Annotated in this window: 29 protein-coding genes and 1 tRNA gene; 18 read left to right on the forward strand and 12 right to left on the reverse strand. The window is 63.9% G+C overall.

From position 1 onward, the window contains the following. The first annotated feature begins 106 nt into the window (after positions 1-106). Complete coding sequence (locus BG57_RS25790) at positions 107-604, forward strand: heme-degrading domain-containing protein (protein ID WP_035969535.1); 498 nt, start codon at positions 107-109, stop codon at positions 602-604. Positions 605-660: 56 nt separating this feature from the next. Here the strand turns inward: BG57_RS25790 and BG57_RS25795 are convergent, their stop codons facing one another. Next, on the reverse strand, positions 661-954 hold the full coding sequence (locus BG57_RS25795) for a hypothetical protein (RefSeq protein WP_229753832.1): 294 nt from the start codon (positions 952-954) through the stop codon (positions 661-663). A gap of 371 nt (positions 955-1325) precedes the next feature. On the opposite strand from BG57_RS25795, the gene BG57_RS25800 reads away from it, so the two are divergent. From BG57_RS25800 to BG57_RS25825, 6 genes are all read left to right on the forward strand, one after another. Further along, positions 1326-1598, forward strand: a complete 273-nt coding sequence (locus BG57_RS25800; RefSeq protein ID WP_035969537.1) for a hypothetical protein — start codon at positions 1326-1328, stop codon at positions 1596-1598. Continuing rightward, positions 1595-1951: a hypothetical protein gene (locus BG57_RS25805; protein ID WP_035969539.1), complete on the forward strand. Its 357-nt coding sequence runs from the start codon at positions 1595-1597 to the stop codon at positions 1949-1951. The genes BG57_RS25800 and BG57_RS25805 overlap by 4 nt, the downstream gene beginning before the upstream one ends. 141 nt (positions 1952-2092) lie before the next feature. Beyond that, entirely contained in the window at positions 2093-2380 is a 288-nt protein-coding gene (locus BG57_RS25810; RefSeq protein WP_035969540.1) for a DUF1488 family protein, read from the forward strand. 213 nt (positions 2381-2593) lie between these two features. Then, a complete protein-coding gene (locus BG57_RS25815; protein ID WP_035969542.1) occupies positions 2594-2782 on the forward strand; it encodes a hypothetical protein in 189 nt (62 codons plus the stop codon). A gap of 76 nt (positions 2783-2858) precedes the next feature. Then, complete coding sequence (locus tag BG57_RS25820) at positions 2859-3488, forward strand: TetR/AcrR family transcriptional regulator (RefSeq protein ID WP_035969627.1); 630 nt, start codon at positions 2859-2861, stop codon at positions 3486-3488. Between the two features lie 28 nt (positions 3489-3516). Further along, on the forward strand, positions 3517-4629 hold the full coding sequence (locus BG57_RS25825; protein ID WP_035969544.1) for an enoyl-CoA hydratase/isomerase family protein: 1113 nt from the start codon (positions 3517-3519) through the stop codon (positions 4627-4629). Positions 4630-4664: 35 nt separating this feature from the next. Here the strand turns inward: BG57_RS25825 and BG57_RS25830 are convergent, their stop codons facing one another. From BG57_RS25830 to dusA, 3 genes are all read right to left on the reverse strand, one after another. Continuing rightward, positions 4665-5090 (reverse strand): hypothetical protein, encoded by a 426-nt coding sequence (locus BG57_RS25830; RefSeq protein ID WP_035969547.1) that lies wholly within the window; start codon positions 5088-5090, stop codon positions 4665-4667. Positions 5091-5245: 155 nt separating this feature from the next. Further along, positions 5246-5321 (reverse strand) — tRNA-His (locus tag BG57_RS25835). 134 nt (positions 5322-5455) lie between these two features. Then, positions 5456-6460, reverse strand: coding sequence for a tRNA dihydrouridine(20/20a) synthase DusA (gene dusA / locus BG57_RS25840; protein ID WP_035969550.1), 1005 nt, complete (start codon positions 6458-6460; stop codon positions 5456-5458). Positions 6461-6613: 153 nt separating this feature from the next. Here dusA and BG57_RS25845 point away from each other — a divergent pair, with 153 nt between their 5' ends. From BG57_RS25845 to BG57_RS25865, 5 genes are all read left to right on the forward strand, one after another. After that, positions 6614-6865, forward strand: a complete 252-nt coding sequence (locus BG57_RS25845) for a hypothetical protein (RefSeq protein ID WP_035969553.1) — start codon at positions 6614-6616, stop codon at positions 6863-6865. Positions 6866-6948: 83 nt separating this feature from the next. Then, the gene (locus BG57_RS25850; protein WP_035969555.1) at positions 6949-7251 is read left to right on the forward strand and encodes a hypothetical protein; all 303 of its coding nucleotides are present in this window, start codon (positions 6949-6951) and stop codon (positions 7249-7251) included. Positions 7252-7286: 35 nt separating this feature from the next. After that, positions 7287-7676: a DUF5594 family protein gene (locus BG57_RS25855; RefSeq protein WP_035969557.1), complete on the forward strand. Its 390-nt coding sequence runs from the start codon at positions 7287-7289 to the stop codon at positions 7674-7676. A gap of 53 nt (positions 7677-7729) precedes the next feature. Further along, on the forward strand, positions 7730-7933 hold the full coding sequence (locus BG57_RS25860; protein WP_035969559.1) for a hypothetical protein: 204 nt from the start codon (positions 7730-7732) through the stop codon (positions 7931-7933). A 99-nt stretch (positions 7934-8032) separates the two neighbouring features. Then, the gene (locus BG57_RS25865; protein ID WP_035969561.1) at positions 8033-8386 is read left to right on the forward strand and encodes a hypothetical protein; all 354 of its coding nucleotides are present in this window, start codon (positions 8033-8035) and stop codon (positions 8384-8386) included. Between the two features lie 30 nt (positions 8387-8416). Here BG57_RS25865 and BG57_RS25870 read toward each other — a convergent pair whose 3' ends face one another. Next, on the reverse strand, positions 8417-8608 hold the full coding sequence (locus BG57_RS25870) for a hypothetical protein (protein WP_229753809.1): 192 nt from the start codon (positions 8606-8608) through the stop codon (positions 8417-8419). Positions 8609-8645: 37 nt separating this feature from the next. Further along, on the reverse strand, positions 8646-10094 hold the full coding sequence (locus tag BG57_RS25875) for an MFS transporter (RefSeq protein WP_035969564.1): 1449 nt from the start codon (positions 10092-10094) through the stop codon (positions 8646-8648). A gap of 165 nt (positions 10095-10259) precedes the next feature. Here BG57_RS25875 and BG57_RS25880 point away from each other — a divergent pair, with 165 nt between their 5' ends. From BG57_RS25880 to gnd, 3 genes are all read left to right on the forward strand, one after another. Next, positions 10260-11312, forward strand: coding sequence for an NADP(H)-dependent aldo-keto reductase (locus BG57_RS25880; RefSeq protein WP_035969566.1), 1053 nt, complete (start codon positions 10260-10262; stop codon positions 11310-11312). A 300-nt stretch (positions 11313-11612) separates the two neighbouring features. After that, a complete protein-coding gene (gene tkt, locus BG57_RS25885) occupies positions 11613-13712 on the forward strand; it encodes a transketolase (RefSeq protein ID WP_035969569.1) in 2100 nt (699 codons plus the stop codon). A 7-nt stretch (positions 13713-13719) separates the two neighbouring features. Next, positions 13720-14700: a phosphogluconate dehydrogenase (NAD(+)-dependent, decarboxylating) gene (gene gnd, locus BG57_RS25890; protein ID WP_035969629.1), complete on the forward strand. Its 981-nt coding sequence runs from the start codon at positions 13720-13722 to the stop codon at positions 14698-14700. 50 nt (positions 14701-14750) lie between these two features. On the opposite strand, the gene BG57_RS25895 is transcribed toward gnd, so the two are convergent. Further along, on the reverse strand, positions 14751-15596 hold the full coding sequence (locus BG57_RS25895) for an ABC transporter permease (protein WP_035969572.1): 846 nt from the start codon (positions 15594-15596) through the stop codon (positions 14751-14753). Between the two features lie 7 nt (positions 15597-15603). After that, complete coding sequence (gene nodI, locus BG57_RS25900; RefSeq protein WP_052005993.1) at positions 15604-16560, reverse strand: nodulation factor ABC transporter ATP-binding protein NodI; 957 nt, start codon at positions 16558-16560, stop codon at positions 15604-15606. Positions 16561-16852: 292 nt separating this feature from the next. On the opposite strand from nodI, the gene BG57_RS25905 reads away from it, so the two are divergent. Next, positions 16853-17362: a universal stress protein gene (locus tag BG57_RS25905; RefSeq protein ID WP_035969635.1), complete on the forward strand. Its 510-nt coding sequence runs from the start codon at positions 16853-16855 to the stop codon at positions 17360-17362. A gap of 16 nt (positions 17363-17378) precedes the next feature. Here BG57_RS25905 and BG57_RS31820 read toward each other — a convergent pair whose 3' ends face one another. Both BG57_RS31820 and BG57_RS25910 read right to left on the reverse strand, forming a co-directional pair. Then, entirely contained in the window at positions 17379-17528 is a 150-nt protein-coding gene (locus tag BG57_RS31820) for a hypothetical protein (protein WP_167569276.1), read from the reverse strand. A gap of 266 nt (positions 17529-17794) precedes the next feature. Continuing rightward, on the reverse strand, positions 17795-18730 hold the full coding sequence (locus tag BG57_RS25910) for a DMT family transporter (protein WP_052005994.1): 936 nt from the start codon (positions 18728-18730) through the stop codon (positions 17795-17797). A 75-nt stretch (positions 18731-18805) separates the two neighbouring features. Here BG57_RS25910 and BG57_RS25915 point away from each other — a divergent pair, with 75 nt between their 5' ends. Next, positions 18806-19657 (forward strand): LysR substrate-binding domain-containing protein, encoded by an 852-nt coding sequence (locus BG57_RS25915; RefSeq protein WP_035969573.1) that lies wholly within the window; start codon positions 18806-18808, stop codon positions 19655-19657. Positions 19658-19980: 323 nt separating this feature from the next. Here the strand turns inward: BG57_RS25915 and BG57_RS25920 are convergent, their stop codons facing one another. Then, a complete protein-coding gene (locus BG57_RS25920) occupies positions 19981-20670 on the reverse strand; it encodes a type 1 glutamine amidotransferase domain-containing protein (protein WP_035969575.1) in 690 nt (229 codons plus the stop codon). Positions 20671-21260: 590 nt separating this feature from the next. Next, on the reverse strand, positions 21261-22169 hold the full coding sequence (locus BG57_RS25930; protein ID WP_035969639.1) for an AraC family transcriptional regulator: 909 nt from the start codon (positions 22167-22169) through the stop codon (positions 21261-21263). 145 nt (positions 22170-22314) lie between these two features. Here BG57_RS25930 and BG57_RS25935 point away from each other — a divergent pair, with 145 nt between their 5' ends. Beyond that, complete coding sequence (locus tag BG57_RS25935) at positions 22315-23148, forward strand: oxidoreductase (protein WP_035969641.1); 834 nt, start codon at positions 22315-22317, stop codon at positions 23146-23148. The last annotated feature ends 126 nt before the right edge of the window (positions 23149-23274 follow it).

A 23274-nucleotide genomic window follows, 5' to 3' on the forward strand; every position in this document is an offset into this window, starting at 1 on the left:
CTGAAGACCGTCGCAACATCAAACCCGCCACTGAGCGGGTTTTTTGTTATCTGCTCGAAACGCTTTCGATCCGCGCATCAGCCGGCCCACACGCAAAGGAGAAACGATGGACCTTCCACACGATCTTCAAGCCATCGCGCATCAGGAGAACACGCTCGTGTTCCCGCAGTTCAACACGGAACACGCCTGGCAAGTGGGCTCGCAATTGCGCGAGATGGCGCTTGCGCGGAGTGCAGCCGTCGCGATCGACGTGCGCACCTTCGGCCACCGCCTTTTCTTCGCCGCACTCGATGGCGCGACGCCCGACAACGCGCGCTGGGCCGAGCGGAAATCGAAGACGGTCGAGCACTTCCGCCGCAGCTCGTATGCCATCGGGCTTACGCTGCAGCAAAGCGGCGCGACGCTCGCCGATAAATACGGCCTCGATCCCGCTCAATACTCCGCGCATGGCGGAGCGTTTCCGATCCGCGTCGCGAATGCTGGCGTGATTGGTTCGGTCGTGGTGTCGGGACTGCCGCAGCGCAAGGATCACGAGATGGTGGTCGAAGCTTTGTGCGCCGTCCTCGGTCAGAGCTACGCCGCGCTCGCGCTCGATCATCACTGAGCGCTATCTCCGCGCTTTAACAAAACACGGTGGGGCACAAGGCGAGAACCGCGTGCCTATTTGCAGCGAATGATCATCGAACGATTCTTCACGTTCGCGGATATCACATTGCTGATGCCGCCGCCCGTCGGCCCGCCTTCTTCGTTGTCCTTCGACACGATGTCATACCCCGTCGCGCCGCACGCCTTCCCGGCGAGCACATAGCAACTCGCCCAGCTCGATCCGGCATCCGCGCCGCTGCAATTGACGGCGTAGCCCGTCTGTCCATCGGGCAGATTGATAAGCGAAGCGTCATTCGACGATGCGCAAGCACCCAGCCCCGCCATCAAGAGCGCAGTCGCGCCGAGCATCGACGCGCGCAGCCATGAAACCTTGCGTATCCCTTGCGCCCCATGCGCCGAAGGAAACGCATCTCCAAGCGTGGAAAGTCGGCTGCTTCGCCGATTGAATCCCTTCATCTGTACCTCGTGAGTTCTGGTCCGTGCGACGCGAGGCCCGCGCGCGCATACTTTCTGAGATGGGCATTGTCCCATACGCCGATGACCCGGCGTGACATGACGCGGGCGCGACGCTTGCGAGACGGCACTCAACACATGCAGCATTTCATACGCTGCGAACTATTTGCCGGATCGTGCGCCCTATGAATGGGCTATCGGTTTGAATTGCGGTCGAGCCGCGCAATGGCGCACGGCACGACAACGAGCAACGGAGGACAAAAGCAATGGCGGAAAGAGTCACGGGACCGTATCGAAGCTATTACATCAGCGCATCGGCGCGGCTCGTGCAGACGCACGAGAGCAAGGACGGTCAGCCCGGCGCGGGTATTTACGTCGGTTCGGTGAGCCTCGGTCAGGGCGGCCCCGACAACGCCCGCCACTTCGAGGCGCTCGTCGATCTTGGCCCTGAGCGACGCTTCGCCACGGAGGAGGAAGCACTCACGCACGTCGAGCAAGCGGCGCGCGATTACATCGACCGGTTACTGCAATCGACATGATGCGAGCCATTCATCTGCGCCACGCCGTGCTTTACGATATCGCGCATTGCCTTGTCGATCTGTTTCCGAGCGGCGCGGACATCGCCGAGGTCGGCGCCGATTCGAGTCCCGCGCTGTTCGTCAGCTGGCGCACGGGCGGGGTGGCGAACCATGCGGGCAATATCGCGTGGGGCGTGCATTACCGTTTCGACGCACGCGTGTTGCTCGCGTATCCGCATCTTCCGCACGATGCTCGCGAGCGCGTATGCCAGCGCGTGCGTGAAATGAGCCGTCACCTCGATTTCAATTACGCCGATCCTCGCGCAAGCTCGCTGCTCGTCGTGGATGTCGGCGAGGACGTGCTCGACGGCTGATCGTCGGCGGCGGCGCATCGCGCGCCTGCTGGACCGTGCGGTGCATCGGCGAGTACCATGTTTGCCCTGACCGGACTTCGCAGCGCGGCCCGCTCGTCGCAGCGGGATCGAACGGAGAGACGCCTCTGCAACGAGACAATCATGGACATTCATTTTCTTTCTGACGCGCCGGATTATCGCGATTCCAATCTCACGATCGAATTCGCCGCGCTAGTCGATGGCCGGCGCGTGCCGTGCGCGATTTCAGTGGAAGCGCTCGAAGACCACTTCGGCGCACAGACTTACGACAGCGCCGGCTGGATCGGCGCTTTCGATGCCGGCCGCGAGCGCATCGAAGCTGTCGCGCGGGAACACTTGCGTGTGACGAACGGCATGCCCGTGCTGCTGAAAAGCGGGCACTTTCCGCCGGGGCGCGTCACTGTCGAGTGAGAGGAGCGCCTCTTACAAGCATGGGGTGTAAGAGCTGCCAGCCTTCGACGCTGCGGCGAAAAGGACGTCCATGAACGGTGTCCTTTCGCACGCTCACGCCTCGGAGTAACATGACGACAATCTGCCGCATGCGATGCGATTCGCTCGGCATATTACTTGCTCCGGGGCGTTAGCTTCGAAGAGCATCCATTATAAAAATCGCGCGGGGTCGTCATGCTTCAATCCTTTCTTCACTCGCTCGTCGAGTCCAATGCACTTTGGCTCATCTGGGCGGCCGTCGGTGTCCTGATTCTTGGCTTCTGCATTCTGTTTGCTTCGGTCGTGCTGGGCGACTCGGACGAGCCGCTTTATAACGCGGCTTCGGCAACACGCAGGGACGACGACGGCTCGATGATCGTCTGAACGGCGGCGTCGTGCGCGGCATCGCCCGCGGTAACCTAAACTCACTTGCAACGTAGCGGTGCCGACAATGCCTCGCATGAGTCTGGATGAAGAGCGGACACGCCGATTGCAGGAGCACAAGCAGCAGCAGCGCGACGCGCTGCGCGAGCGCATACTCGAAGCCTCGCGCGGCATCGTGAGGAGCGAGGGCATCGGGTCGCTCTCGATGCGCAAGCTCGCCGATGCGATCGACTACTCGCCCGCGGCGCTCTATCTTCACTTCAGGAGCCGGGGCGAGATTGCGCGAGCGTTGCGCGAAGAAGGGTATGCGCAATTGCGCGCGGCCTTCGTTCCGCACGCGGCGATTCCCGATCCCGCCGCGCGCCTGAAAGCGATCGGCCGCGCGTACGTCGAGTTCGGCCTGGCGGAGCCGGAGATGTATCGGCTGATGTTCATGGAGACCGGCGATGCAGCCGGTTCCGCCGGCGTCGCGAGCAGCCGCGACAGCGCCACGATGCTTTCGCTTTTCGAGGAGGCGTTCGCCGCGCTGAACGCGAACGCGCCGGCTGCCTGCGCACAGGCGTTGTGGGCGAACCTGCACGGCATCGTCGCGCTCGAACTGAGCGGTGCGGCGCTGCCTGCGGCGCCGGTGGCGGCGCTCGTCGAGCTGTCGCTCGATGCGTGGCTCGCCGCTGGTTCCGGGTTCGCCGCTAGCTCTGGTGATTGACCGAAAGAACGTTCCGACTCTCAACACGATGACCACTGAAGACATCCGTATCGACACCGCCAACGGCATCGGCTTCATTGCGCTCGATCGTCCGAAGGCGCTCAACGCGCTGACGCCGCCGATGCTGCGCGCGATCAGCGAGGCGTTGCGGGCCTGGCGTCACGACCAGGCGATCCGCGCCGTCATGATCTACAGCCCGCACGTGCGCGCGTTTTGCGCGGGCGGCGACATTCGCTTTCTATACGACGCGGCAAAGGCGGGCGACAGCGACACCGTCGACGCATTCTTCATCGACGAGTACAAGCTCAATCACGCGATCTTCACGTTCCCGAAGCCGTATATCGCGGTCATGAGCGGCGTCGTGATGGGCGGCGGCATGGGCATTTCGCAGGGCGCGCATCACACCGGCGGGCTACGCATCGTCACGCAGTCCACGAAGATGGCGATGCCCGAGACGCGCATCGGACTGTTTCCCGATGTCGGCGTGAGCTGGTTTCTGGCGCGCGCGCCGGGCGCGATCGGCCGCTATCTCGCGGCGACGGGTGCGAGCATGGGCGCCGCCGATGCGCTTTATGCACGCATGGCCGACGCCTATCTCGACGACGGCGCGCTGCCGGGGCTGATCGAATCGCTGCGGCATCAGCGTTTTCTGGATGGCGTCGACATCATGCGTTTCGTGCAGAACGAGACCACGAAATACAAGGTCTCGCCGATCCCCGATGCCAGCCCGCTCGCGGAAGCGCGCACGCTGATCGACAAGTGTTTCGCGGCGGGCAATGGCGCGGCGATTCTGGCGTCGCTGGAACGGGAAGCCGACGCGTCGGGCAGCGCGTGGGCGCGCGGCACGGCGGCGCAATTGCGCGAACGTTCGCCGCTGTCCGTCGATGTAGCGCTTCAGCAGGTGGATCGCGCGCGCTTTTCGACGATGGCCGAGACGCTGCGCCGCGATCTCGATCTCACGCGCTCCGTTTTCGAGCGGGGCGACGTGGTGGAGGGTATACGGGCGCGCATCGTCGACAAGGACGATCAGCCGGCATGGAAAGTTACCCGCGCCGAGGATGTCGAGCCGAAGGACGTCGAGCACATGTTCGACAGCGCGTGGTCACCGGCGACACACCCGCTGAGGCTGCTGAAGGATTGAGGCTTGCGGCGGCCGGGAGGCCGGCCGCTTAGTGCTTAACGCGCCTCGCCGCGCGCCATGAATGCGCGCATGAAGACGAGCGCGCCCCAGCCCCAGATGGCGTTCGCGATGAAGCTCGGCGCGAGGCGCGGCAGCATGTTGCCGGCCGGCCAGATGCCGCGCGCCGGATCGATCACGAAGGCGCTCACCGCCGTCAGCACGATGCCGCCGAACACGAGCGCGCCGATCCACGGGGCGCGGTTATCGGGCGCGACGCGCAGCAGCCACGCCATCAGTACGGCGAAGACCGCGCTCCACAATGCATTGGCGATGAACTCGGGGATGCCGAGCGGCAGGAAAGGCGTGGTGGAGAAGCCGGTCGCATCGATGAGTCCGGCTGCGTGTAAAAGCGCGTAAGTCGATTCACGAAAGAACAGGGCGGCGAGAAAACCTGAGACGAACGGCAGAATGAGTTTTTGCATTGGCTGGACCGCAGGCGGGCGAGACGGCGGCTCGCTCGGTTATCGTGACGAGCGCCATTATAGGGGCGGGCGTGGGGCAGCCGGTGCATGGCGGCACGAGAAGCGCCACAAAGCAAAAAGCCCAGTCTTCGACTGGGCTTTTTGCTTGAATTCTCTGGGGTGGCTGATGGGACTCGAACCCACGACGACAGGAATCACAATCCTGGACTCTACCAACTGAGCTACAGCCACCACTGACAACAGATCTACTGCTTTCTCGCTTCAGCAAGATTGCCTGCCGATCGAGAAGCGAGATTATACGAACTGAGATTCCGCTTGCCTAGCCCTTTCGAGCATTTTTTTGCGGTCCGCGCTGCCGGATCGCGTCAAGCCTCGATCGCCTCGACGCCGTCGCGCAAATGGCTGCGCGCTTCATCGAAGATGCCGAGATCGCCCTTCGCGAGCCGCTTGCTATCCGACAACACGCGCCGCCATCCGCGCGCGCCCGCTTCGCCCCGGTACAAGCCCAGCGCATGCCGCGTCACCGCGCCAAGGTACGTGCCGCGCGCAAGTTCCGTACGCGCATACTCGATCAGCCCCGCCTCGATATCCTCGCGCGCCGGAACCGGCGTCGTCGCACCGTAGAAGCGCGTGTCGACTTCCGCCAGCACATACGGATTGTGATACGCCTCCCGTCCGAGCATCACGCCATCGACATGCTTCAGGTGCTCTTCCACCTCATCCAGCGTCTTGATGCCGCCGTTGATCGAGATTTCCAGATGCGGAAAGTCGCGCTTCAGCCGATACGCATAGTCGTACTTGAGCGGCGGAATCTCGCGGTTTTCCTTCGGGCTGAGGCCCTTGAGAATCGCGTTGCGCGCATGGACGATGAACACCTCGCAGCCCGCGTCCGCCACCGTGCCGACGAAGTCGCGGACGAACGCATAGTCCTCGACCGCGTCGACGCCGATGCGATGCTTCACCGTCACCGGAATGGATACGGCATCGCGCATCGCCTTCACGCAGTCGGCGACGAGCTGTGGTTCCTTCATGAGGCACGCCCCAAACGCGCCGCGCTGCACGCGCTCGGACGGACATCCGCAATTCAGGTTGATCTCGTCGTAGCCCCATTGCTCGCCGAGCTTCGCGCTTCGGGCCAGATCGCCGGGCTCGCTGCCGCCGAGTTGCAGCGCGACAGGCGCTTCACCGGGCGTGAAGGCGAGATGCCGCGCGACATCGCCGTAAAGCAGCGCGCCGGTCGTCACCATCTCGGTGTAGAGCCATGCATGGCGCGACACGAGCCGATGCAGCGAACGGCAGTGGCGATCCGTCCAGTCCATCATGGGTGCGACGGACACGCGGCGGGGGCTGATCTTCGGAACGGCGGACATGGCGATAAGTCGAACGGTGTCGGATGGCGGCGAATCTGCGATTTTAACGCAGCGATGCGAGCGCGTTTTGCGGGCGCTTCGCGGCGGCACAGGCGAATCTTTCGGGTGAACGCCTGTCAGATCAGGCATGACGTCGTTCGAACGGAGTCCATCATGAGAAACCAACTGATCGCGGCAAGCGCGTTCCTCTGTGCCGCGCTCGCCGCACAGGCGCAAAATCCGCCGGCCGCGCGCCCGGACGACAACGCGTCGATGGTCAGGCCGCCCGGCGCGCCCGGATCGCCTGCGGCCAGCGCCGCGCGCCCGCACAATCCCGACAACATGCCCGTCAAGCGTCCCAATCCGCCGCCGAACAGCGACCGCATGCTGCACAACAGTCCCGCGAGCGACGCCATCGCGAAGTAAGGCGAACCGCAAGGACGCCACGGCGCGATGCACCGTGCTAGCATCTTCAGACCATCCCCCAACCGACGACCATGGAGGCAGCTATGGCTACTTTGGCGATCGACGGCGTGCGCTGGGTCAACGATCGTGTGACCAACGTGCGCTGGGGCAGTTTCGACTCCGCCAGGAATGCGTGGGCGGCTCCGACCAGCATCGTGGATGTCCACGAAGTCGTGGACGCCATCAAGAGCGGCAAGGAAGTCCGCACGCTCTTCACGCTCGGCGGACGAACCTTTCTCGGACCCAAAGTCAGCGCCTTGCCTTACGCCAACGGCCACGTCGGCATCGAGGCGCGCGTGCAGGACGGGCAAATCGAGAAATCGCTCGAAGACCTGCCGCCCGTCTGACGACGAGCAAACGCGGGCGCAGCGGAGAACATGCATTGAATCGGGAACAGGCGCTGAGGTTCGAAGCCGAATTCATGCCGCGCATCGTCGAACGCGTCGCGCGGCAGATCGGTCGCGGGCTGCGTATCGACGTCCTTCCGTACGAACATCGTAATGCGCCGACGCGGCTGCACATCAGTGCGCCGCCGCATGACAATGGCGAGCGGGCGGGTCAATATCCGTACGATCTGAGCGTGTTCCTCACCTGGGACGACGACGAAATCGAGCGCCTGCTGCGCCCCGGCGGAGAAGCGCGTTTTCAGCGATATCTGGATTCGCTCGGCGCGAAATTCATCGCCTGGCAAGGCGCGCGAGAAGTCGATTTCAACACGCGCTCGCAAGCGGAGCCGTCGATATTGCTCGGCGGGCTCGACTTCGAACCCTGACGGACCCCGCCGCTCGCTTCGGATCGAACGCAGTCACGAAATGGGAGATCGAGATGGCATCGTCGAATGAAGGCAGGCTGCGCGCATTCGTGCAGACGGCGGAACAGGCGGGCGGCTTCGTGTGGGTGCTCGTCCTCGTCGATTTCCAGGCGCAGGAGATCAAGCGCGCGATGGTGTCGGAAGAAAACTTCGCCACCGCCGATGCCGCCCGCGACGCCGGCAACGATCGTCTGAAAGCGATGTCGAACGACCGCTGACGCCGAACCGGCGATGCCCGAGTGATGGTCCACGCGCGGCGTCGCGCCGTGCGTGGAGCGGCTTTTGCGCGGCGTCCGTCAGACAAATCTACAAGAACGATGAGCGACAACGATAATCAGGAAGCCGCCCGCCAAGCCCGCTATCGACGCTACGAAGCCGCCGGTGAAGCATCGGTCCGCGCCGATCTCGAAGAGGCCGCGCACGCCGATCCGGAAATCGCCAGCAAACGCGCCTGGCTGCGGGACAAGGACGCCGCGCGTCAGAACGAGCAGTTCCGGGCGATGTTCGCCTCGGTCTCATCGGCGAACGATGCGGCGCAGCTTGCCCGCGAATCCGCGCAGGCGTCGCGCCGCTCCGCCTTCTGGACGATGATCGCGGCGCTCGCGGCGACGGCCGGCGTCATCGTCAACGCGGCGATCGCGCTCGGATGGCTCGACTGGCTGAAGCGGTGAGGCCGTGAAGCGGCGAAACGGTAAAGCGCGTTAGAACGTCCACCAGGAGCGCACGCCCGGTTCGCCGTCGAGCGCGCGCAGGAAGTCGTCGGCGAAGGCATCGCTTGCGGCTTTCCATTCCGGCGTGCCGGCCGGCAGATCGTTCGGGTTCTTCAGGCCGCGCGCATGGCGGATGACGGCGACCGCTTCGCTCACGGCGGCGATCGATTCCAGACTTTGCATGTTCATACCGTGGTTTACGGCACGCAACGCCCGACATTTAGCGCCGCGATCTGTCCGCCTTGCCATGCCCCGACACCAGCGCACCGGCGTCTTTCGGCAGCCTGAGCAGATCGATCACGGCCGCAAGCCCGATGAAACCGACGATCAGGAACGCGACGCTGAAATCCTCCGGTGCGATCGAATGCGCATCGTGGCCGTGCAGCCACTCGCCGATGCGCAGCGCAATCGCGCCGGCCGCGACGCCAACGCCCATCGTCATCTGAAAAAGCGTGCTCGATAGTGCCGACGCGCCGCTCATCTGCGCCTTCGGCACGTCGGCGAAGCTGAGCGTGTTGAGCGCCGTGAACTGGAGCGAGCGCGACAGGCCGCTCGCGAACAGCACGACGGCAATGGCGAGCTTCGGCGTCGACGGGGCGAGCAGGGCCATCGCGGCGAGCGAGAGCGCCGCAATCACGCCGTTGACGATCAGCACGCGGCGAAAGCCGAATCGCCGCATGACGGGCGTGGTGACGATTTTCATCGACAGGTTGCCGGCGAAGACGGCGAGCGTGAGCAGGCCCGAATCGAATGCGTTCATGCCGAAGCCGACCTGGAACATCAGCGGCAGCAGAAACGGCGCGGCGCTGATGGCGATGCGAAACAGCGAGCCTCCGCCCATCGCCACGGCGAAGGTCTGGATCTTGAGCGGCGCGAGATCGACGACCGGCTGCGCCGCGCGCCGCAGATGCCGCCACGACAGGACGCCCGCCACGCCGCCCATCGCGACGAGCGCGCCGACGAGCGGCCACGAGGCGTCGTTGCGGCCGACGAGTTCCATCGCGTAGAGCAGCGTCACGCAGGCGATGCCGCACAGCACGAAGCCCGCGAAGTCGAAGCGGCGCTGCGCATCCTCACGCACGTTGTCGACGAAGCGCCAGGTCAGCAACAGGCCGATCAGACCGAGCGGCACGTTCAGATAGAAAATCCATCGCCAGGAAGAATACGTCGTGATGAAACCGCCGAGCGGCGGCCCGATGACCGGTGCGACGAGTCCCGGCCACGTAATGATGGCGATGGCGCGCATCAGCCCGTCTTTGGGCGTCGCGCGCAGGACGGCGAGGCGTCCGACCGGCACCATCATCGCTCCGCCGATGCCCTGCAGCACGCGCGCCGCAGCGAACGCGGGCAGTGTCGATGTCGTCGCGCAGAGCACGGACGCCGCCGTGAACACGGCGATTGCGCTGCCGAACACGGTGCGAAGGCCGAAGCGGTCGGCGGCCCATCCGCTGATCGGAATGAACACCGCCAGCGTGAGCAGATACGCGGTGATGCCGAGGCTCATGTCGGCGGGATGCACGCCGAACGAACGCGCCATCTGCGGCAACGCGGTCGCGATGATGGTGCCGTCGAGGTTCTCCATGAAGAACGTCGCGGCGACGAGCATGACGATGATCGAGGAGCCCGGCTTCGTGCGGTCGGGTTCGCTGGAGGCAGTGGAAGAGGACATCGGCCGGGTCGTTTGATCGTGTGGAAGGCGCAGTGCGTGAATTCTAGCCGTGGGAGCAGACCTCGCGCGCCTATGGTAGTTTCTGCGGTTGGTCGGCTATGTCTGCCGTGGACAGTTCGCCAGCGGGTGTCACCAAGCAGGCTTCAATAAAAAAGGAACCAAGCGATGAAGTATCGGAAACTGGGCGATTCGGGCGTCGACGTGAGTCTGATCGGGCTCGGCACCATGACCTGGGGCGAGCAGAACACCGAAAGCGAAGCGCACGAGCAGATCGACTACGCGCTCGCGCAAGGCGTGAACCTGATCGACGCCGCCGAAATGTATCCGGTGCCGCCGCGCCCCGAAACGCAGGGCCGCACCGAGGAGTACATCGGCACGTGGCTCGCGAAAAACGCCGGCAAGCGCGGCGATATCGTGCTCGCGACCAAGATCGCCGGGCCGGCGCGCCAGCCGCACAATCCGCGTCACATTCGCGGCGCGGGCAATCAGTTCGACCGCAAGAACATCAACGAGGCGATCGACAGCAGCCTCAAGCGCCTGCAAACCGACTACGTCGATCTTTATCAGCTGCACTGGCCCGACCGCAGCACGATGACTTTCGGCCGCGGGGCGTATCCGTATATCGACGATGAATACACCGTGCCTATCGAGGAAACGCTCGCCGCGCTCGGCGATCTCGTGAAGGCCGGCAAGATTCGCTACGTGGGCGTGTCGAACGAAACGCCGTGGGGCGTCGCGCAGTTTCTGCGCGCGGCGGAGAAGGCGGGGCTGCCGCGTATCGTCAGCATTCAGAACCCCTACAGTCTCGTGAATCGCACCTACGAGCTCGGGCTGTCCGAATTCACGCACAAGGAAGGCATCGGCCTGCTCGCGTATTCGCCGCTCGCGTTCGGCTGGCTGTCGGGCAAGTACGAGGGCGGGGCACGTCCGGCGGGCGCGCGCATCACGCTGTTCGAGCGGTTCCAGCGCTACAGCAAGCCGCAGGCGATCGCCGCGACCACGTCCTACGTCGAACTCGCGAAGCGCCACGGCCTCACGCCGACGCAGCTCGCGCTTGCCTTCGTCAACACGCGTCCGTTCACGACGAGCACGCTGATCGGCGCGACGTCGATGGCGCAGTTGCAGGAGAATGTGGCGAGCGTGGACATCGAACTGTCCGACGAGATCCTCGCGGAAATCGAGGCCTTGCACGAGCGTCAGCCGAATCCCGCGCCGTAATGCCGTAACGCGGTTCCGGTCACCGGACCGCGGATGTGTCAGCATGGATGCATGAACCGGGCGATGCGTCGTTTCATCACCGAGACGCCGCCCGGACGAAACACCCGAATCACCGGACGCACAGGTTGTGCGCGTCGCGCGTCCCAGTCCTGCCGAATACGAGAGCCGCGCCTGACGGCGCGCTTTCCGTCTTACTCGCGTGCGATGCCGCCGTAAGGCACCGCACTTGCTCGATGGTCCTGGTTGCCCGCTGCGGCGCCTCTCGCCACAGCGCGCTCTTCAAGAAAGGAGTCGTCGCTCATGTCGCAAGTCACGCCGCAATCCCAAGATCTGGATCGCCTGGCCATCGATACGATCCGCACGCTGTCGATGGACGCCGTGCAGAAAGCCAATTCCGGCCACCCCGGCACGCCGATGGCGCTCGCGCCGGTCGCGTTCCATCTGTGGCAAAACCATCTCCGCTACGATCCGGACGCGCCGCTGTGGCCGAACCGCGACCGCTTCGTGCTGTCGGTCGGACATGCGTCGATGCTGCTGTATTCGCTCCTGCATCTCGCGGGCGTGAAGGAGGTCGATGAAAGCGGCAAGCCGACCGGCAAGCCCGCCGTTTCCATCGACGATATCCAGCAGTTCCGCCAGCTCGGCAGCAAGACGCCGGGCCACCCGGAGTTCCGCATGACGACCGGCGTCGAAACCACGACCGGCCCGCTCGGGCAAGGTCTCGGCAACAGCGTGGGCATGGCGATGGCTGCGCGCTGGAAGGAAACGCACTTCAACAAGGCGGACGCGACGCTCTTCGATTACCGCGTCTATGCGCTCTGCGGCGACGGCGACATGATGGAAGGCGTCTCGCACGAGGCGGCGTCGCTGGCGGGGCATCTGAAGCTGTCGAACCTCATCTGGATTTACGACAGCAACCGCGTGACGATCGAAGGCCACACGGACCTCGCCTACAGCGACGACGTCGAAGCGCGCTTTCACGGCTACAACTGGAACACGCTGCATGTCGACGACGCCAACGACGCAGCCGCGCTCGAAGCCGCGCTCAACGAAGCGAAGGCGTCGACGGACAAGCCGACGCTGATCGTGGTGAAGAGCATCATCGGCTGGGGCGCGCCGAACAAGCAGGACACGGCGAGCGCGCACGGCGAGCCGCTCGGCGACGCGGAAATCAAGCTCGCGAAGAAGTTCTACGGCTGGCCGGAAGACGCGCAGTTCCTCGTCCCCGATGGCGTGATGCAGCATTTCGCCGATGGCATGGGCGCGCGCGGAAAGGCGGCGCATGCCGAGTGGAAGCAGCGCTTCGACGCCTACGAGAAGGCCAACCCCGAGCTGGCGAAAGAAGCGTGGCTGATGCTCGAGAACAAGCTGCCCGAGGGCTGGGACGCCGACATTCCCACGTTCGAGCCGGACGAAAAGGGCATCGCGACGCGCGAATCGTCGGGCAAGGTGCTGAACGCGATCGCGCAACGCATTCCTTGGATGCTCGGCGGCGCGGCGGACCTCGCGCCATCGACGAAAACGAATCTCAAGTTCGAAGGCGCGGGCAGCTTCGAGCACGACAACTACGGCGGGCGCAATCTGCACTTCGGCATTCGCGAGCACGGCATGGGCGCGGTCGCCAACGGGCTCGCGCTGTCGGGGCTGCGGCCGTTCGCATCGACATTTCTGATTTTCAGCGACTACATGAAGCCGCCGATCCGTCTCTCGGCGATCATGGAAGTGCCGGTCATCTACGTGTTCACGCACGATTCGATTGGCGTCGGCGAAGACGGTCCGACGCATCAGCCGATCGAGCAACTCGCGTCGCTGCGTGGCGTGCCCGGTCTGACGACGCTGCGCCCCGCCGATGCCAACGAGGTGAGCGAAGCCTGGCGCGTGGCGCTGTCGCATTCGAAGGAGCCGTCGTGCATCGTCGTGACGCGCCAGCCGCTGCCGACCTTCGACCGCACGAAGTACGCGTCGGCCGAAGGCGTGCGGCGCGGCGCTTACGTGCTCGCCGATGCCCCCGATGGCAAGCAGCCCGAAGTGCTGCTGCTGGCAACAGGCAGCGAAGTGTCGCTGTGCGTCGAGGCGTATGAGAAGCTCAAGAGCGAAGGCATTGCGGCGCGCGTCGTGTCGATGCCGTCGTGGGACATCTTCGAGAAGCAGGACGAGGCGTACAAGGAATCGGTGCTGCCGTCGGGCGTGAATGCGCGCGTGGCGGTCGAGCAGGCCGCGACGCTCGGCTGGGACCGCTATACCGGGCGTCTCGGCGCGCAGATCGTGATGCATACCTTCGGCGCATCGGCGCCGCTCAAGGCGCTCAAGACGAAGTTCGGCTTCACGCTCGAAGGCGTCTACGAAGCCGCGAAAAAGCAGATCGAGCGCGTGAAGGCCGACGCCAATGGCAAGGAGTGAGCACATCATGCAGATCGGCATCGTTGGGCTGGGACGCATGGGCGGCAACATCGGCAGGCGTCTGATGCAGGGCGGGCACGAATGCGTCGTCTACGATCACAACCCGCAGGCGACCGAAGCGCTCGCGAGCGAAGGCGCGACCGGTGCGAAAGACCTGGGCGATCTCGTCTCGAAGCTTGCCGCGCCGCGCGTCATCTGGCTGATGCTGCCTGCGGGCAAGATCACCGAGGACACGCTCACGGATCTCCACAAGATTCTTGCGGCGGACGACGTGGTGATCGACGGCGGCAACAGCTTCTACAAGGACGATATCCGCCGCGCCGCGCAGTTTCGCGAGCAGGGCGTGCATTACGTCGATGTCGGCACGTCGGGCGGCGTTTGGGGCCTGACGCGCGGCTATTGCATGATGATCGGCGGCGAAGAAGCGGTGGTCCGCCGGCTCGATCCGATCTTCGCGACGCTCGCGCCAGGCCGCGGCGACATTCCGGAAACGCCGGGCCGCGAAGGACGCGATCCGCGCGTCGTGAACGGCTACATGCATTGCGGCGCGGTCGGGTCGGGGCACTTCGTGAAGATGGTGCATAACGGCATCGAGTACGGACTGATGCAGGCGTATGCGGAAGGCTTCCACATCCTCAGGCACAAGGAGTCGCCGGACTTGCCGGAGAACGAACGCTACTCGCTCGACCTCGCTGATATCGCGGAAGTGTGGCGGCGCGGCAGTGTCGTGTCGTCGTGGCTGCTCGATCTGACGGCGGGCGCGCTCGCGAGCGACGAAGGACTCGAGCGCTTCTCGACGGAAGTGGCCGACAGCGGCGAAGGACGCTGGACGATCGAAGCGGCGATCGAAGAAGCGGTTCCGGCGCAGGTGCTGTCGGCTGCGCTCTATACGCGGTTCCGCTCGCGCGATGCCGATCTCTTCCCCGAGCGCATGCTCTCCGCGATGCGCTTCGGCTTCGGCGGGCACAAGGAGTTTCCGGTGAAGTAAGCGCCTTTGCCGGCAGAACGGCGATGGACGGTGAACGTCCGTCGCCGTTTTTATTTCATGATGCGCCGCCTGAAGAGCCACGCGCACGCGAAGAACGGCAGCACGGTATAGGCGATCAGCACGGCCAGATGCAGCGCGACGCCATCGGCGGGGCGTCCGAGCATCGCGGGACGAATCAGCTCGACAGCGTGATAGAGCGGCAGCGCCTGGGTCGCGTGCTGCGCGAGCGCGGGCAGTTGCGTCACCGGGAAGAACACGCCGGAGAGCAGGAGCATCGGCGTGAGCGCGAGCGTCTGATAGAACATGAAGAAGTCGTAGCTCGGCGCGATGGCGGTGACGATCATCGCCGTGCTCGCGAACGCCAGTCCGGTCAGCACGATGACGGGCAGCGCGAGCAGCATCGACGGAAAACTCGCGTAACCGAGCGCGCCCGCGACGACCATGATCGCGACGCCCGACAGCACCGACTTGCTCGCGGCCCACACGATTTCGCCCAGCACGATATCGCCGAGCGTGAGCGGCGTGTGCATGATCGCTTCCCACGTGCGCTGCACCTGCATGCGCGAGAAGCCCGAGTACATCGCTTCGAAACTCGCGGACATCATCACGCTCGACGCCACCGTGCCCGCCGCCAGAAACGCGATATACGACACCCCGTCGACGTGCCCGACCATCAGCCCGAGACCGAGCCCGAGGCCGAACAGGTAGATCATCGGATCGGCGAGATTGCCGATCATCGACGCCACCGCAAGCTTCTTCCAGACGAGGTAGTTGCGCCGCCACACCGACATCCAGTGCGTCGCGTTGGCGGGCAGGGCGCTCGAAAGCGGCGCGAGACTGCCCGGCTGCTTGCGGGTCTTGTCGGCTTGAACGCCCGGTTGTTCGAAGGTTTCCATCGTTCGTTCAGTCCACCATTTCGCGCCCGGTCAGGCGCAGGAACACGTCCTCGAGATTCGCCGGACGATGCAGATAGCGAACGTCCGCGCGTCCCTTCACGCGCGCGTGCACGGGCTGCGGATCGTCGGCGTAACAGAAAATGGTTTCTCCGCTCACTTCGATTCGCTCCACGAGCGGTTCCAGTTCCGCTGCGAGCGCATGCGGGTCCGGTCCGTAAATTTCGATGACGTCCGAGCCGATCACCGACGCGATCAGATCGTGCGGCCGGCCTTCCACGAGCTTGCGCCCCTCTTCGATCACGCACAGGCGGTCGCAAAGGCGCTCGGCTTCCTCCATGAAATGCGTGGTCAGCAGAATGGTCTTGCCGCGTGTGAGGAGCGAGCGCAGCCGCTCCCAGATCAGATGCCGCGCCTGGGGATCGAGGCCGGTGGTCGGCTCGTCCATCACGAGGACATCGGGATCGTTGACGAGCGCGCGGGCCAGCGTCAGCCGCCGCTTCATGCCGCCCGACAGCTCGCCGACGCGCGCATCGGCCTTGCTTTCCAGCCTCGCGAATTCCAGCAGCGACGGCACCAGCGCGGTCATCCGCGCGCCCGTCAGCCCGAAGTAGCGGCCGAAGACGAGCAGGTTCTCGCGCACGGTGAAGTCGGGATCGAGATTGTCGAACTGCGGCACGACGCCGACGCGTTGCCGGGCGAAGCGCGCACGCGACGGAACCGGTTCGCCGACGAGGCGGATCGTCCCGCTATCCGGCGACGTGATGCCGAGCAGCATCTTGAGCGTCGTCGTCTTGCCGGCGCCGTTCGGACCGAGTAGTCCGAAGCATTCGCCCGGACGCACGTCGAACCACAGTCCGTCGACGACGTTCTTCCCGCCGTACTGTTTTCTGACTTCGCTGAATTCGATGGCGGGCGCGGCCTGAGCGTGATGCCCGGACGCGGCGCGCGGAGCCTGCGTTGCCATGCGTGACCTGTTTGAGGGAAAGCAGCGGGCTAGTGTAATCCAATGCACCACTGCGACGCTTGCGCGCAACTGCATGCTGCGTGCGCGAGTCAAACGAGTGCCGGCTGCGTCCGGCGCGGCTTGCGCCGAACGCGCCGGAGCCTTGCCGGAAGGGACGCGGCGCAAACTGGCACGGTGCAAGCTAGTGCGGTGTCGCGTTGCGGAAGATTAGCGTTTTCCATCGTTGCGACGCGGGTCGCGGCACACGATCATCGAGTTACGCCGCGCTCATGCGATGCGGCAGGGAGGCATGATGACAAGTTACCGAAAAATTCTGCTGTGCTACGACGGCTCCCGGGAAGGCCGCAAGGCGCTGCGCCAGGGCGCGAACCTGGCGCTCGACCTCAACGCGGAAACGCACGTGCTCGCCGTGGTCGACATGCGATCGAGCATCGCCCAGAGCGCCGGTCTGCTGACGGACGTCGCGTGCGGGCGTTTCGAAGATGCGGCGCGCGACATCCTGCAAGAGGGCGTCGACTGGCTGCGTGAACGCGGACTGCAGGCGCAGGGGCATTTCGCGTTCGGGCATCCTATCGACGAGATCGCCGCGCTCGCCGACAACCTCAAGGTGGACCTCGTGGTCGTCGGGCATCGTTGCCGCAGCGGACTCGCGCGATGGTGGATGGGCGCGGGCAATACGCCGCTGCTCGATCGCGTGAAGTGCAGCATTCTGGTGGCGGTCTGTCAGGCGGGCGAATCCGCCGAAGCGGAAGACGAAGCCGCGTATGCCGCGAAGCCGGTTAAAGCTGAAGAGGGCGCATGATCGTGCTGCGAGCTCGTCAGCCGTTGAGATCGACGGCGGCGAGCTTCAATGACACGAGCCTGCTGCGGCGGAAGATGGCCGAATAGCGCGCATCGCCGGGGCCGTGCTTGTAGGTCACGACGAAGGTGTTGATGTCGCGATATCCGGCGGTTGTCTGTGGCAGCATCGGCGGTTGGGCCGAGCGCCCTGGCGCGTGGCGGCGTGGGCGGCCGTTCGTCGGATCACGCGGTGGAATGCCTTTCAAATGTCGCCGGGCATCCGCTGGGCGGGCGTTGCGCTGCCTTAAACAACGCGTGAGTGCGTTATCGACTGAACGCAGCGGCGCCTCGGACCCGGCGCAAAAGATCTGTCAGTGAAACTGGAACTGCGTCGCTTGCTGACGTACCCGCAATTGCGCGATTCGCGCGAGCCTGGCTTTAAAGAACGAGGGCATCACGCCGTCTGTTTGCGACCATCCCTTATCACCAGCATCATCCCGAGCGCAGAGATTGCTGTTCCGATGGCCATCGAGCCGGACAGCGGCTCTCCGAACATCGCCCATGCCCAGATCATGGTGACGGGCGGGCTGAGAAAGAGCACGCTCGTGACGCGAGCGGGCGACGACCGCCGCAGGCAGAGCCAATATAGGCCGCATCCGCCGACTGTCGCGAAGATGGCCGTCCAGGCGACGCTCGCGGCAAATCCGACACTCATAAGCGGCATCACCTGTCCCTGCAAGGCCTGCAGCCCGAAAAAAATCGGTGCCGATACGAAGCTCTGTAGCCACAGCATACCGAGTGGACTTAGCCCGTCGTTATGAGTCGTGGTTCGCTGCTGCCACACAGTGGCTACCGCGAGCGAAAGCATTCCGGCCACGGGTAGTCCGTATGCCCACGCAGGTGCTTTCCCGAGCAAAACGGCGTCGCGGCCAACTATGAGCGTTCCTGCAACGCCTAGCGTCAATCCTGCCCATACTGCGGCCGGATTGCGTTCCCGGAAGGCGAACGTCGAAATGAGCAGTACGCCAAGCGGCAGCAAATCTGCGACGAGCGCCGCGAGTCCGGCCGGCACGCCCTGCTGGATGCCTCCCGCAACGCCGGCGAGATAGCCCGCCATCGCCAACGCTCCGATGACTAACTGGCGAAGTAAAGCTCTCAAGGGCGTGCGCCGGATCTCCCTTGCGACGAACGGAAAAAGACCCAGCGACAATATGATGAACCGCCACGAGATGACGAGATACACCGGTGCGTAATCGGCTGAGAACCGCATGCCCACGAAGCCGGAACTCCAGGTTGCGACCATCAGCGCCTCGAGCAGGGGAAGCGGCACGCGATCGATGCCGATCGAAGCGGTGTGCAAGTTCTGGCTTTCCGTCGGTGTGTGCGTCATGCAATGCACGTTACCGCCGCAGCGTCGATTCGGAAATCAAAATATACTGACCCGGTCGTTCAACAACGCTAAATCATGAGTTCCGTTCTCGATATCGACCTGTTACGCACCTTTCACGCAATTGCCCGGTTCGGACGATTTCGGACCGCCGCGGAGTTCGTCAACAGAAGCCCCGCAGCGGTGAGCATCCATATCCAGCGACTTGAAGCGATCGCAGGTGGACGGTTGCTCGATCGAGACAACCAGTCGGTCACGCTGACGGCGTTGGGCAAGCGGCTTTTATCGACGACAGGGGAGATATTGGCGGCCCACGATCGCGCCATAGAGGCAATGCACGGGAAGAGCTTGGCCGGCCGCGTTCTGGTCGGCATACCCGATGAGTATGCCGCGCATGTGGTCCAGGACATCTTGCCCGAATTCGCTGCCAGCTGGCCCAACGTCGTGCTGGAAGTAAAGACTGCGCCGAGCTACAAGCTTCGCGACCAGATCAATCGCGGCAAGCTCGATCTCGCGATCGTTGTACAACCGTCGCATGAAGTTGCGGCTGCGGACCTTCTGACGGTCACGACGCCAGTCTGGGTCGGCAGCACGACCTTTGCGCGCGATGAGAGCGCACCGCTTCCACTAGCGCTCTATGCCGAGCCATGTCCGTACCGCGCAGCAATGATGAGCGCGCTCGAGTCGGAGGGCCGCAGATGGCGTGTGATCCTCGACAGCGGATCGACGCAGGTCATCAAGGCATGTGTCGAGTCGGGTCTGGCGGTGACGCTGCTCGACCGTGCTCGAGTCACCGCAAACATGCGGGTACTCGATGAACTTCCGGTTATCGCTGATCACGGCGTGACACTGATGCGGGGCACTCGGGGGCGCACGACAGAGGCGGCGGAAGTGCTTGCAAAGGCGCTCCGACAGAAGTTCAGACTGTAGACTGGACCGGGCAGGGATCGTGACCGTCTCACGCTCGCAGACTACGCATGGGACGCGGCCGCCGCGAGGCCGGCGAGGAGTCGCTGCAGAGGCGTTGGCGCGTTGGGCGCGGCATGATCCCGTTGATGCCGGCGTCTGCAGGTTGGTGAATCGCAAACGCGATACCGCGTACAACCGGAAGCCGCGGGAATCGCCTGGCGACAAAAGTCGAGCACGGTCGGCGCGGCGATCCGGACGTGGTGAACCTCCTATCACTCTTCACCACGCCCGGTTCGATGGATGTGAATCGAAATGCCTGCGCCAAATGGATGGCGCGGTCCGTTCTAGCGCGAGGCAAGTGCCGGATGCTTGAGCAGCGAAGCCGCAGCAGGCGATGAAGACGCCGGGTTTTGCCCCGTGATCAGTAAGCCGTCAGTCACGACATAGGGCGCCCAGTCGTCGGCTTTCGAGTAAATCCCACCCTTGGCCTTCAGTTCGTCTTCCACGAGGAACGGCACGATGTCGGTGAGACCCACTGCCGCTTCCTCGGAATTGGCGAAGCCCGTGACCTTCTTGCCCTGGACCAGCGGCGTGCCGTCAGCGGTGCGGACGTGGCGCAGAGCACCGGGCGCGTGACAGACGAGGGCGACCGGCTTGCCGGCGGCGACGAAGGATTCGATCAACGCGATCGAGTTCTTGTCTTCGGCAAGATCCCACAACGGGCCATGACCGCCTGGATAGAAAACCGTATCGAAGTCGGCCTGCGAGACGCTGTCCAGTCGCACGGTCGCGGTAAGCTGTGCGCGAGCGTCCGCATCGCGTTCGAAGCGGCGCGTCATGTCCGTCTGATTCTCAGGCTCATTGCTTTTCGGATCCAGCGGCGGTTGCCCACCGCGAGGCGAGGCGAGAACGATTTCCGCTCCCGCGTCCTTGAACGTGTAGTAGGGCGCGGCCAGTTCTTCGAGCCAAAACCCCGTCTTGCGCCCGGTATTGCCCAGTTGATCGTGCGAAGTCAGAACTATCAGTACTTTCATTTGAAGCTCCTCAGATGATGTAAGCAGGCCAGTCGTCTGCAACTCCGTTCGGAAAATGCACTACGGTGAAGTGCGTCTTTGCTCGCAATTCCTATGCGAGATGAAGCGCCTGCCGCGTTGTTGCCAATGCTGTGTCGAATGGCTCGACTTTTCTAACGATCTTGACCATCACGCTCGCGCCCGGCCACAGTTGATGAAGGCTCTGAGCGACCGCTTCTGGTTCGCCATCGACTTCAAGTGCAATCCTTCACCAACGATATAAGTTCGTTGATGTCGAACGGTTTACGAGCATAACCACACTGGGCTTCGCCTGCAGCCGACGCGCTCGTACTGGTCTCCAAGCGGCTCGGAAGACGCAGGCGTGTCGGCTGGACTTCGGTTTCGGTCTCTGGGACCGCAACGATCCGGCCGTCGGCAACGAGTCGGCGACGCAGGTTCGCGATCGCGAAGTCCGACTCGCCACGTTGTGCCCCCTGCATGAGACGCCAGTCCAGCGCGATTCGTCGCCGTGTTCTCGTTCGCGCCTTCTACCCTCGTTCATCGAGCGTTCATCGGTAGATAGCCTTCAGACGAGAACGCGCATGCAACCCTCAGTGCGACGAGACATAGGTCGCGTCGGCAAACGGCGGGACGGCGAAGTTATCGCGCATGCGTCGCGTCTCCGCTGCGGGCGTTGAACCGAAGAGGCGCTTGAATTCCCGGCTGAACTGGGACGGACTCGTGTATCCCACCGCGTGACTGGCGGCGTCCGCGCTCAGGCCCTCGCGCACCATCAACAGCCGGGCCTGATGCAGACGCGTCGACTTGACGTACTGCATCGGCGATACATGCGTGATCGCCTTGAAGTGGCTATGGAAGCTCGGAACACTCATGCCGGCTTCCCCGGCGAGTTGCGTCACGTCGAGCGGCTGCGCATAGCCGGAGTGGATGAGGCGCAGAGATCGAGCGATACGGCCGAACTGCCCGCGCATCGCAAGGGCCTCTTTCATCGAACGCCCCTGCGCTCCGGTCAGCACACGGAAATAGAGTTCGCGCAGTAGCCCTTCGCCTAATACAGCGGCCTCCAGCGGCCGGTGCATCGCTTCGAGAAAGCGCAACACGGACGACTGCATGGCGTCGTCCATCGGCGTCGACATCATGCTTTGGGGCGCGTCTACGAGGTCCGTCACGCCTTCGCGATCGATCTGGGCCGCGAGGTCCGCCGCCATGGTGAAATCCAGATGCAAGTACAGGGCAAGCAACGGACGCTGCGGCGTGGCATCGGTCTCCATAGTGAAGGGCACTGGCACCGACACAGCGAGATAGTGATGTTCGTCGTAGAGGTAGAGCCGATCACCGAAGTAGCCACGTTTGCGGCCCTGACACACGATCACAATGCCCGGGTCATACAGGACCGGCGTGCGCGACAACGCTCGGTCCGAACGAAGGATGCGGACGCTCGCCAGTGGCGTCAGGTTGTAGCCCTCGCAGGGCGCCAGCGCGCGCAAGAGCGCCACAATCCGGTTCCGACTCCGATTGGACCGTTCGACCGCTTCGGTTTCGAGCTCATAGCTTTGTGCAAGGAAATTAGCGGAATTTGGCTTATCGGGCCTTCGTTGCAAGATTAGCATGCACTCTTCAGTCAACGTGACGGAGCGTGCTTCCATGAAATCCAGCAAGACTCTACTTATCACTGGCGTGAGTAGCGGCTTTGGCCGGGCACTCGCACAAGAGGCACTCGCGACGGGCCTCAAGGTTGTCGGTACGGTCAGAACGGAACAGGCCAAGGATGATTTTGAGGCGCTAGCCCCGGGCGTCGCGTTCGGAAGGGTCCTCGACGTAACCGATTTCGATGCGATCGACGCCGTAGTGTCGGAGATCGAGAACAGCGTGGGGCCGATCGATGTATTGGTCAATAACGCTGGCTACGGGCATGAAGGCATCATGGAAGAGTCGCCGTTGTCGGAGATGCGTCGACAGTTCGATGTGAATGTGTTCGGCGCAGTTGCCATGATGAAGGCGGTACTGCCTTTCATGCGTGCGCGCCGACGCGGGCACATCATGAACATGACGTCGATGGGCGGCTTCATTACGATGCCCGGAATTGCTTATTACTGCGGGAGCAAGTTCGCGCTCGAAGGCGTCTCAGAAGCGCTTTCCAAAGAGGTCAGCCCATTTGGAATCGCAGTGACGGCCGTGGCGCCAGGCTCCTTCCGCACCGACTGGGCGGGCCGCTCGATGAAGCGCACGCCCCGGTCCATCCCGGACTATGACGACGTCTTTGACCCCGTTCGCAGATCTCGCGAGGAGAAGAGCGGCCAGCAGTTGGGCGATCCGCGAAAGGCAGCACGTGCGATGCTCACGGCGATCGCCGCAGACAGGCCGCCCGTGCATCTCTTGCTTGGCAGCGACGCACTAGGGCTGGTAAGAGGCAAGCTGTCGGCGCTCGACGACGAGATTCGTGCGTGGGAGGCCGTCACGGTTTCGACGGACGGCTAAGGAGTGCTGACGCGGTAGCGCATCGCGTCAGGTGTCGTAAGGGGCGGCTCAGTGATAGTCGTTGCACATGCTTCGCATAACGTACTAAGTCGCCCCCCCATCGAAAGTTACTGCATTCTCCCGTCG

Origin of the sequence: Caballeronia grimmiae (genome assembly GCF_000698555.1) — a bacterium.
Lineage (GTDB): Bacteria > Pseudomonadota > Gammaproteobacteria > Burkholderiales > Burkholderiaceae > Caballeronia > Caballeronia grimmiae.

Excerpts from the sequence above, each read along its gene's own strand:
- BG57_RS25790 (WP_035969535.1), top strand. The coding sequence starts at position 107 with ATGGACCTTCCACACGATCTTCAAGCCATCGCGCATCAGGAGAACACG.
- BG57_RS25795 (WP_229753832.1), bottom strand. The coding sequence starts at position 954 with ATGCTCGGCGCGACTGCGCTCTTGATGGCGGGGCTGGGTGCTTGCGCA.
- BG57_RS25800 (WP_035969537.1), top strand. The coding sequence starts at position 1,326 with ATGGCGGAAAGAGTCACGGGACCGTATCGAAGCTATTACATCAGCGCA.
- BG57_RS25805 (WP_035969539.1), top strand. The coding sequence starts at position 1,595 with ATGATGCGAGCCATTCATCTGCGCCACGCCGTGCTTTACGATATCGCG.
- BG57_RS25810 (WP_035969540.1), top strand. The coding sequence starts at position 2,093 with ATGGACATTCATTTTCTTTCTGACGCGCCGGATTATCGCGATTCCAAT.
- BG57_RS25815 (WP_035969542.1), top strand. The coding sequence starts at position 2,594 with ATGCTTCAATCCTTTCTTCACTCGCTCGTCGAGTCCAATGCACTTTGG.
- BG57_RS25820 (WP_035969627.1), top strand. The coding sequence starts at position 2,859 with ATGAGTCTGGATGAAGAGCGGACACGCCGATTGCAGGAGCACAAGCAG.
- BG57_RS25825 (WP_035969544.1), top strand. The coding sequence starts at position 3,517 with ATGACCACTGAAGACATCCGTATCGACACCGCCAACGGCATCGGCTTC.
- BG57_RS25830 (WP_035969547.1), bottom strand. The coding sequence starts at position 5,090 with ATGCAAAAACTCATTCTGCCGTTCGTCTCAGGTTTTCTCGCCGCCCTG.
- dusA (WP_035969550.1), bottom strand. The coding sequence starts at position 6,460 with ATGTCCGCCGTTCCGAAGATCAGCCCCCGCCGCGTGTCCGTCGCACCC.
- BG57_RS25845 (WP_035969553.1), top strand. The coding sequence starts at position 6,614 with ATGAGAAACCAACTGATCGCGGCAAGCGCGTTCCTCTGTGCCGCGCTC.
- BG57_RS25850 (WP_035969555.1), top strand. The coding sequence starts at position 6,949 with ATGGCTACTTTGGCGATCGACGGCGTGCGCTGGGTCAACGATCGTGTG.
- BG57_RS25860 (WP_035969559.1), top strand. The coding sequence starts at position 7,730 with ATGGCATCGTCGAATGAAGGCAGGCTGCGCGCATTCGTGCAGACGGCG.
- BG57_RS25865 (WP_035969561.1), top strand. The coding sequence starts at position 8,033 with ATGAGCGACAACGATAATCAGGAAGCCGCCCGCCAAGCCCGCTATCGA.
- BG57_RS25870 (WP_229753809.1), bottom strand. The coding sequence starts at position 8,608 with ATGCAAAGTCTGGAATCGATCGCCGCCGTGAGCGAAGCGGTCGCCGTC.
- BG57_RS25875 (WP_035969564.1), bottom strand. The coding sequence starts at position 10,094 with ATGTCCTCTTCCACTGCCTCCAGCGAACCCGACCGCACGAAGCCGGGC.
- BG57_RS25880 (WP_035969566.1), top strand. The coding sequence starts at position 10,260 with ATGAAGTATCGGAAACTGGGCGATTCGGGCGTCGACGTGAGTCTGATC.
- tkt (WP_035969569.1), top strand. The coding sequence starts at position 11,613 with ATGTCGCAAGTCACGCCGCAATCCCAAGATCTGGATCGCCTGGCCATC.
- gnd (WP_035969629.1), top strand. The coding sequence starts at position 13,720 with ATGCAGATCGGCATCGTTGGGCTGGGACGCATGGGCGGCAACATCGGC.
- BG57_RS25895 (WP_035969572.1), bottom strand. The coding sequence starts at position 15,596 with ATGGAAACCTTCGAACAACCGGGCGTTCAAGCCGACAAGACCCGCAAG.
- nodI (WP_052005993.1), bottom strand. The coding sequence starts at position 16,560 with ATGGCAACGCAGGCTCCGCGCGCCGCGTCCGGGCATCACGCTCAGGCC.
- BG57_RS25905 (WP_035969635.1), top strand. The coding sequence starts at position 16,853 with ATGACAAGTTACCGAAAAATTCTGCTGTGCTACGACGGCTCCCGGGAA.
- BG57_RS31820 (WP_167569276.1), bottom strand. The coding sequence starts at position 17,528 with ATGCTGCCACAGACAACCGCCGGATATCGCGACATCAACACCTTCGTC.
- BG57_RS25910 (WP_052005994.1), bottom strand. The coding sequence starts at position 18,730 with ATGACGCACACACCGACGGAAAGCCAGAACTTGCACACCGCTTCGATC.
- BG57_RS25915 (WP_035969573.1), top strand. The coding sequence starts at position 18,806 with ATGAGTTCCGTTCTCGATATCGACCTGTTACGCACCTTTCACGCAATT.
- BG57_RS25920 (WP_035969575.1), bottom strand. The coding sequence starts at position 20,670 with ATGAAAGTACTGATAGTTCTGACTTCGCACGATCAACTGGGCAATACC.
- BG57_RS25935 (WP_035969641.1), top strand. The coding sequence starts at position 22,315 with ATGAAATCCAGCAAGACTCTACTTATCACTGGCGTGAGTAGCGGCTTT.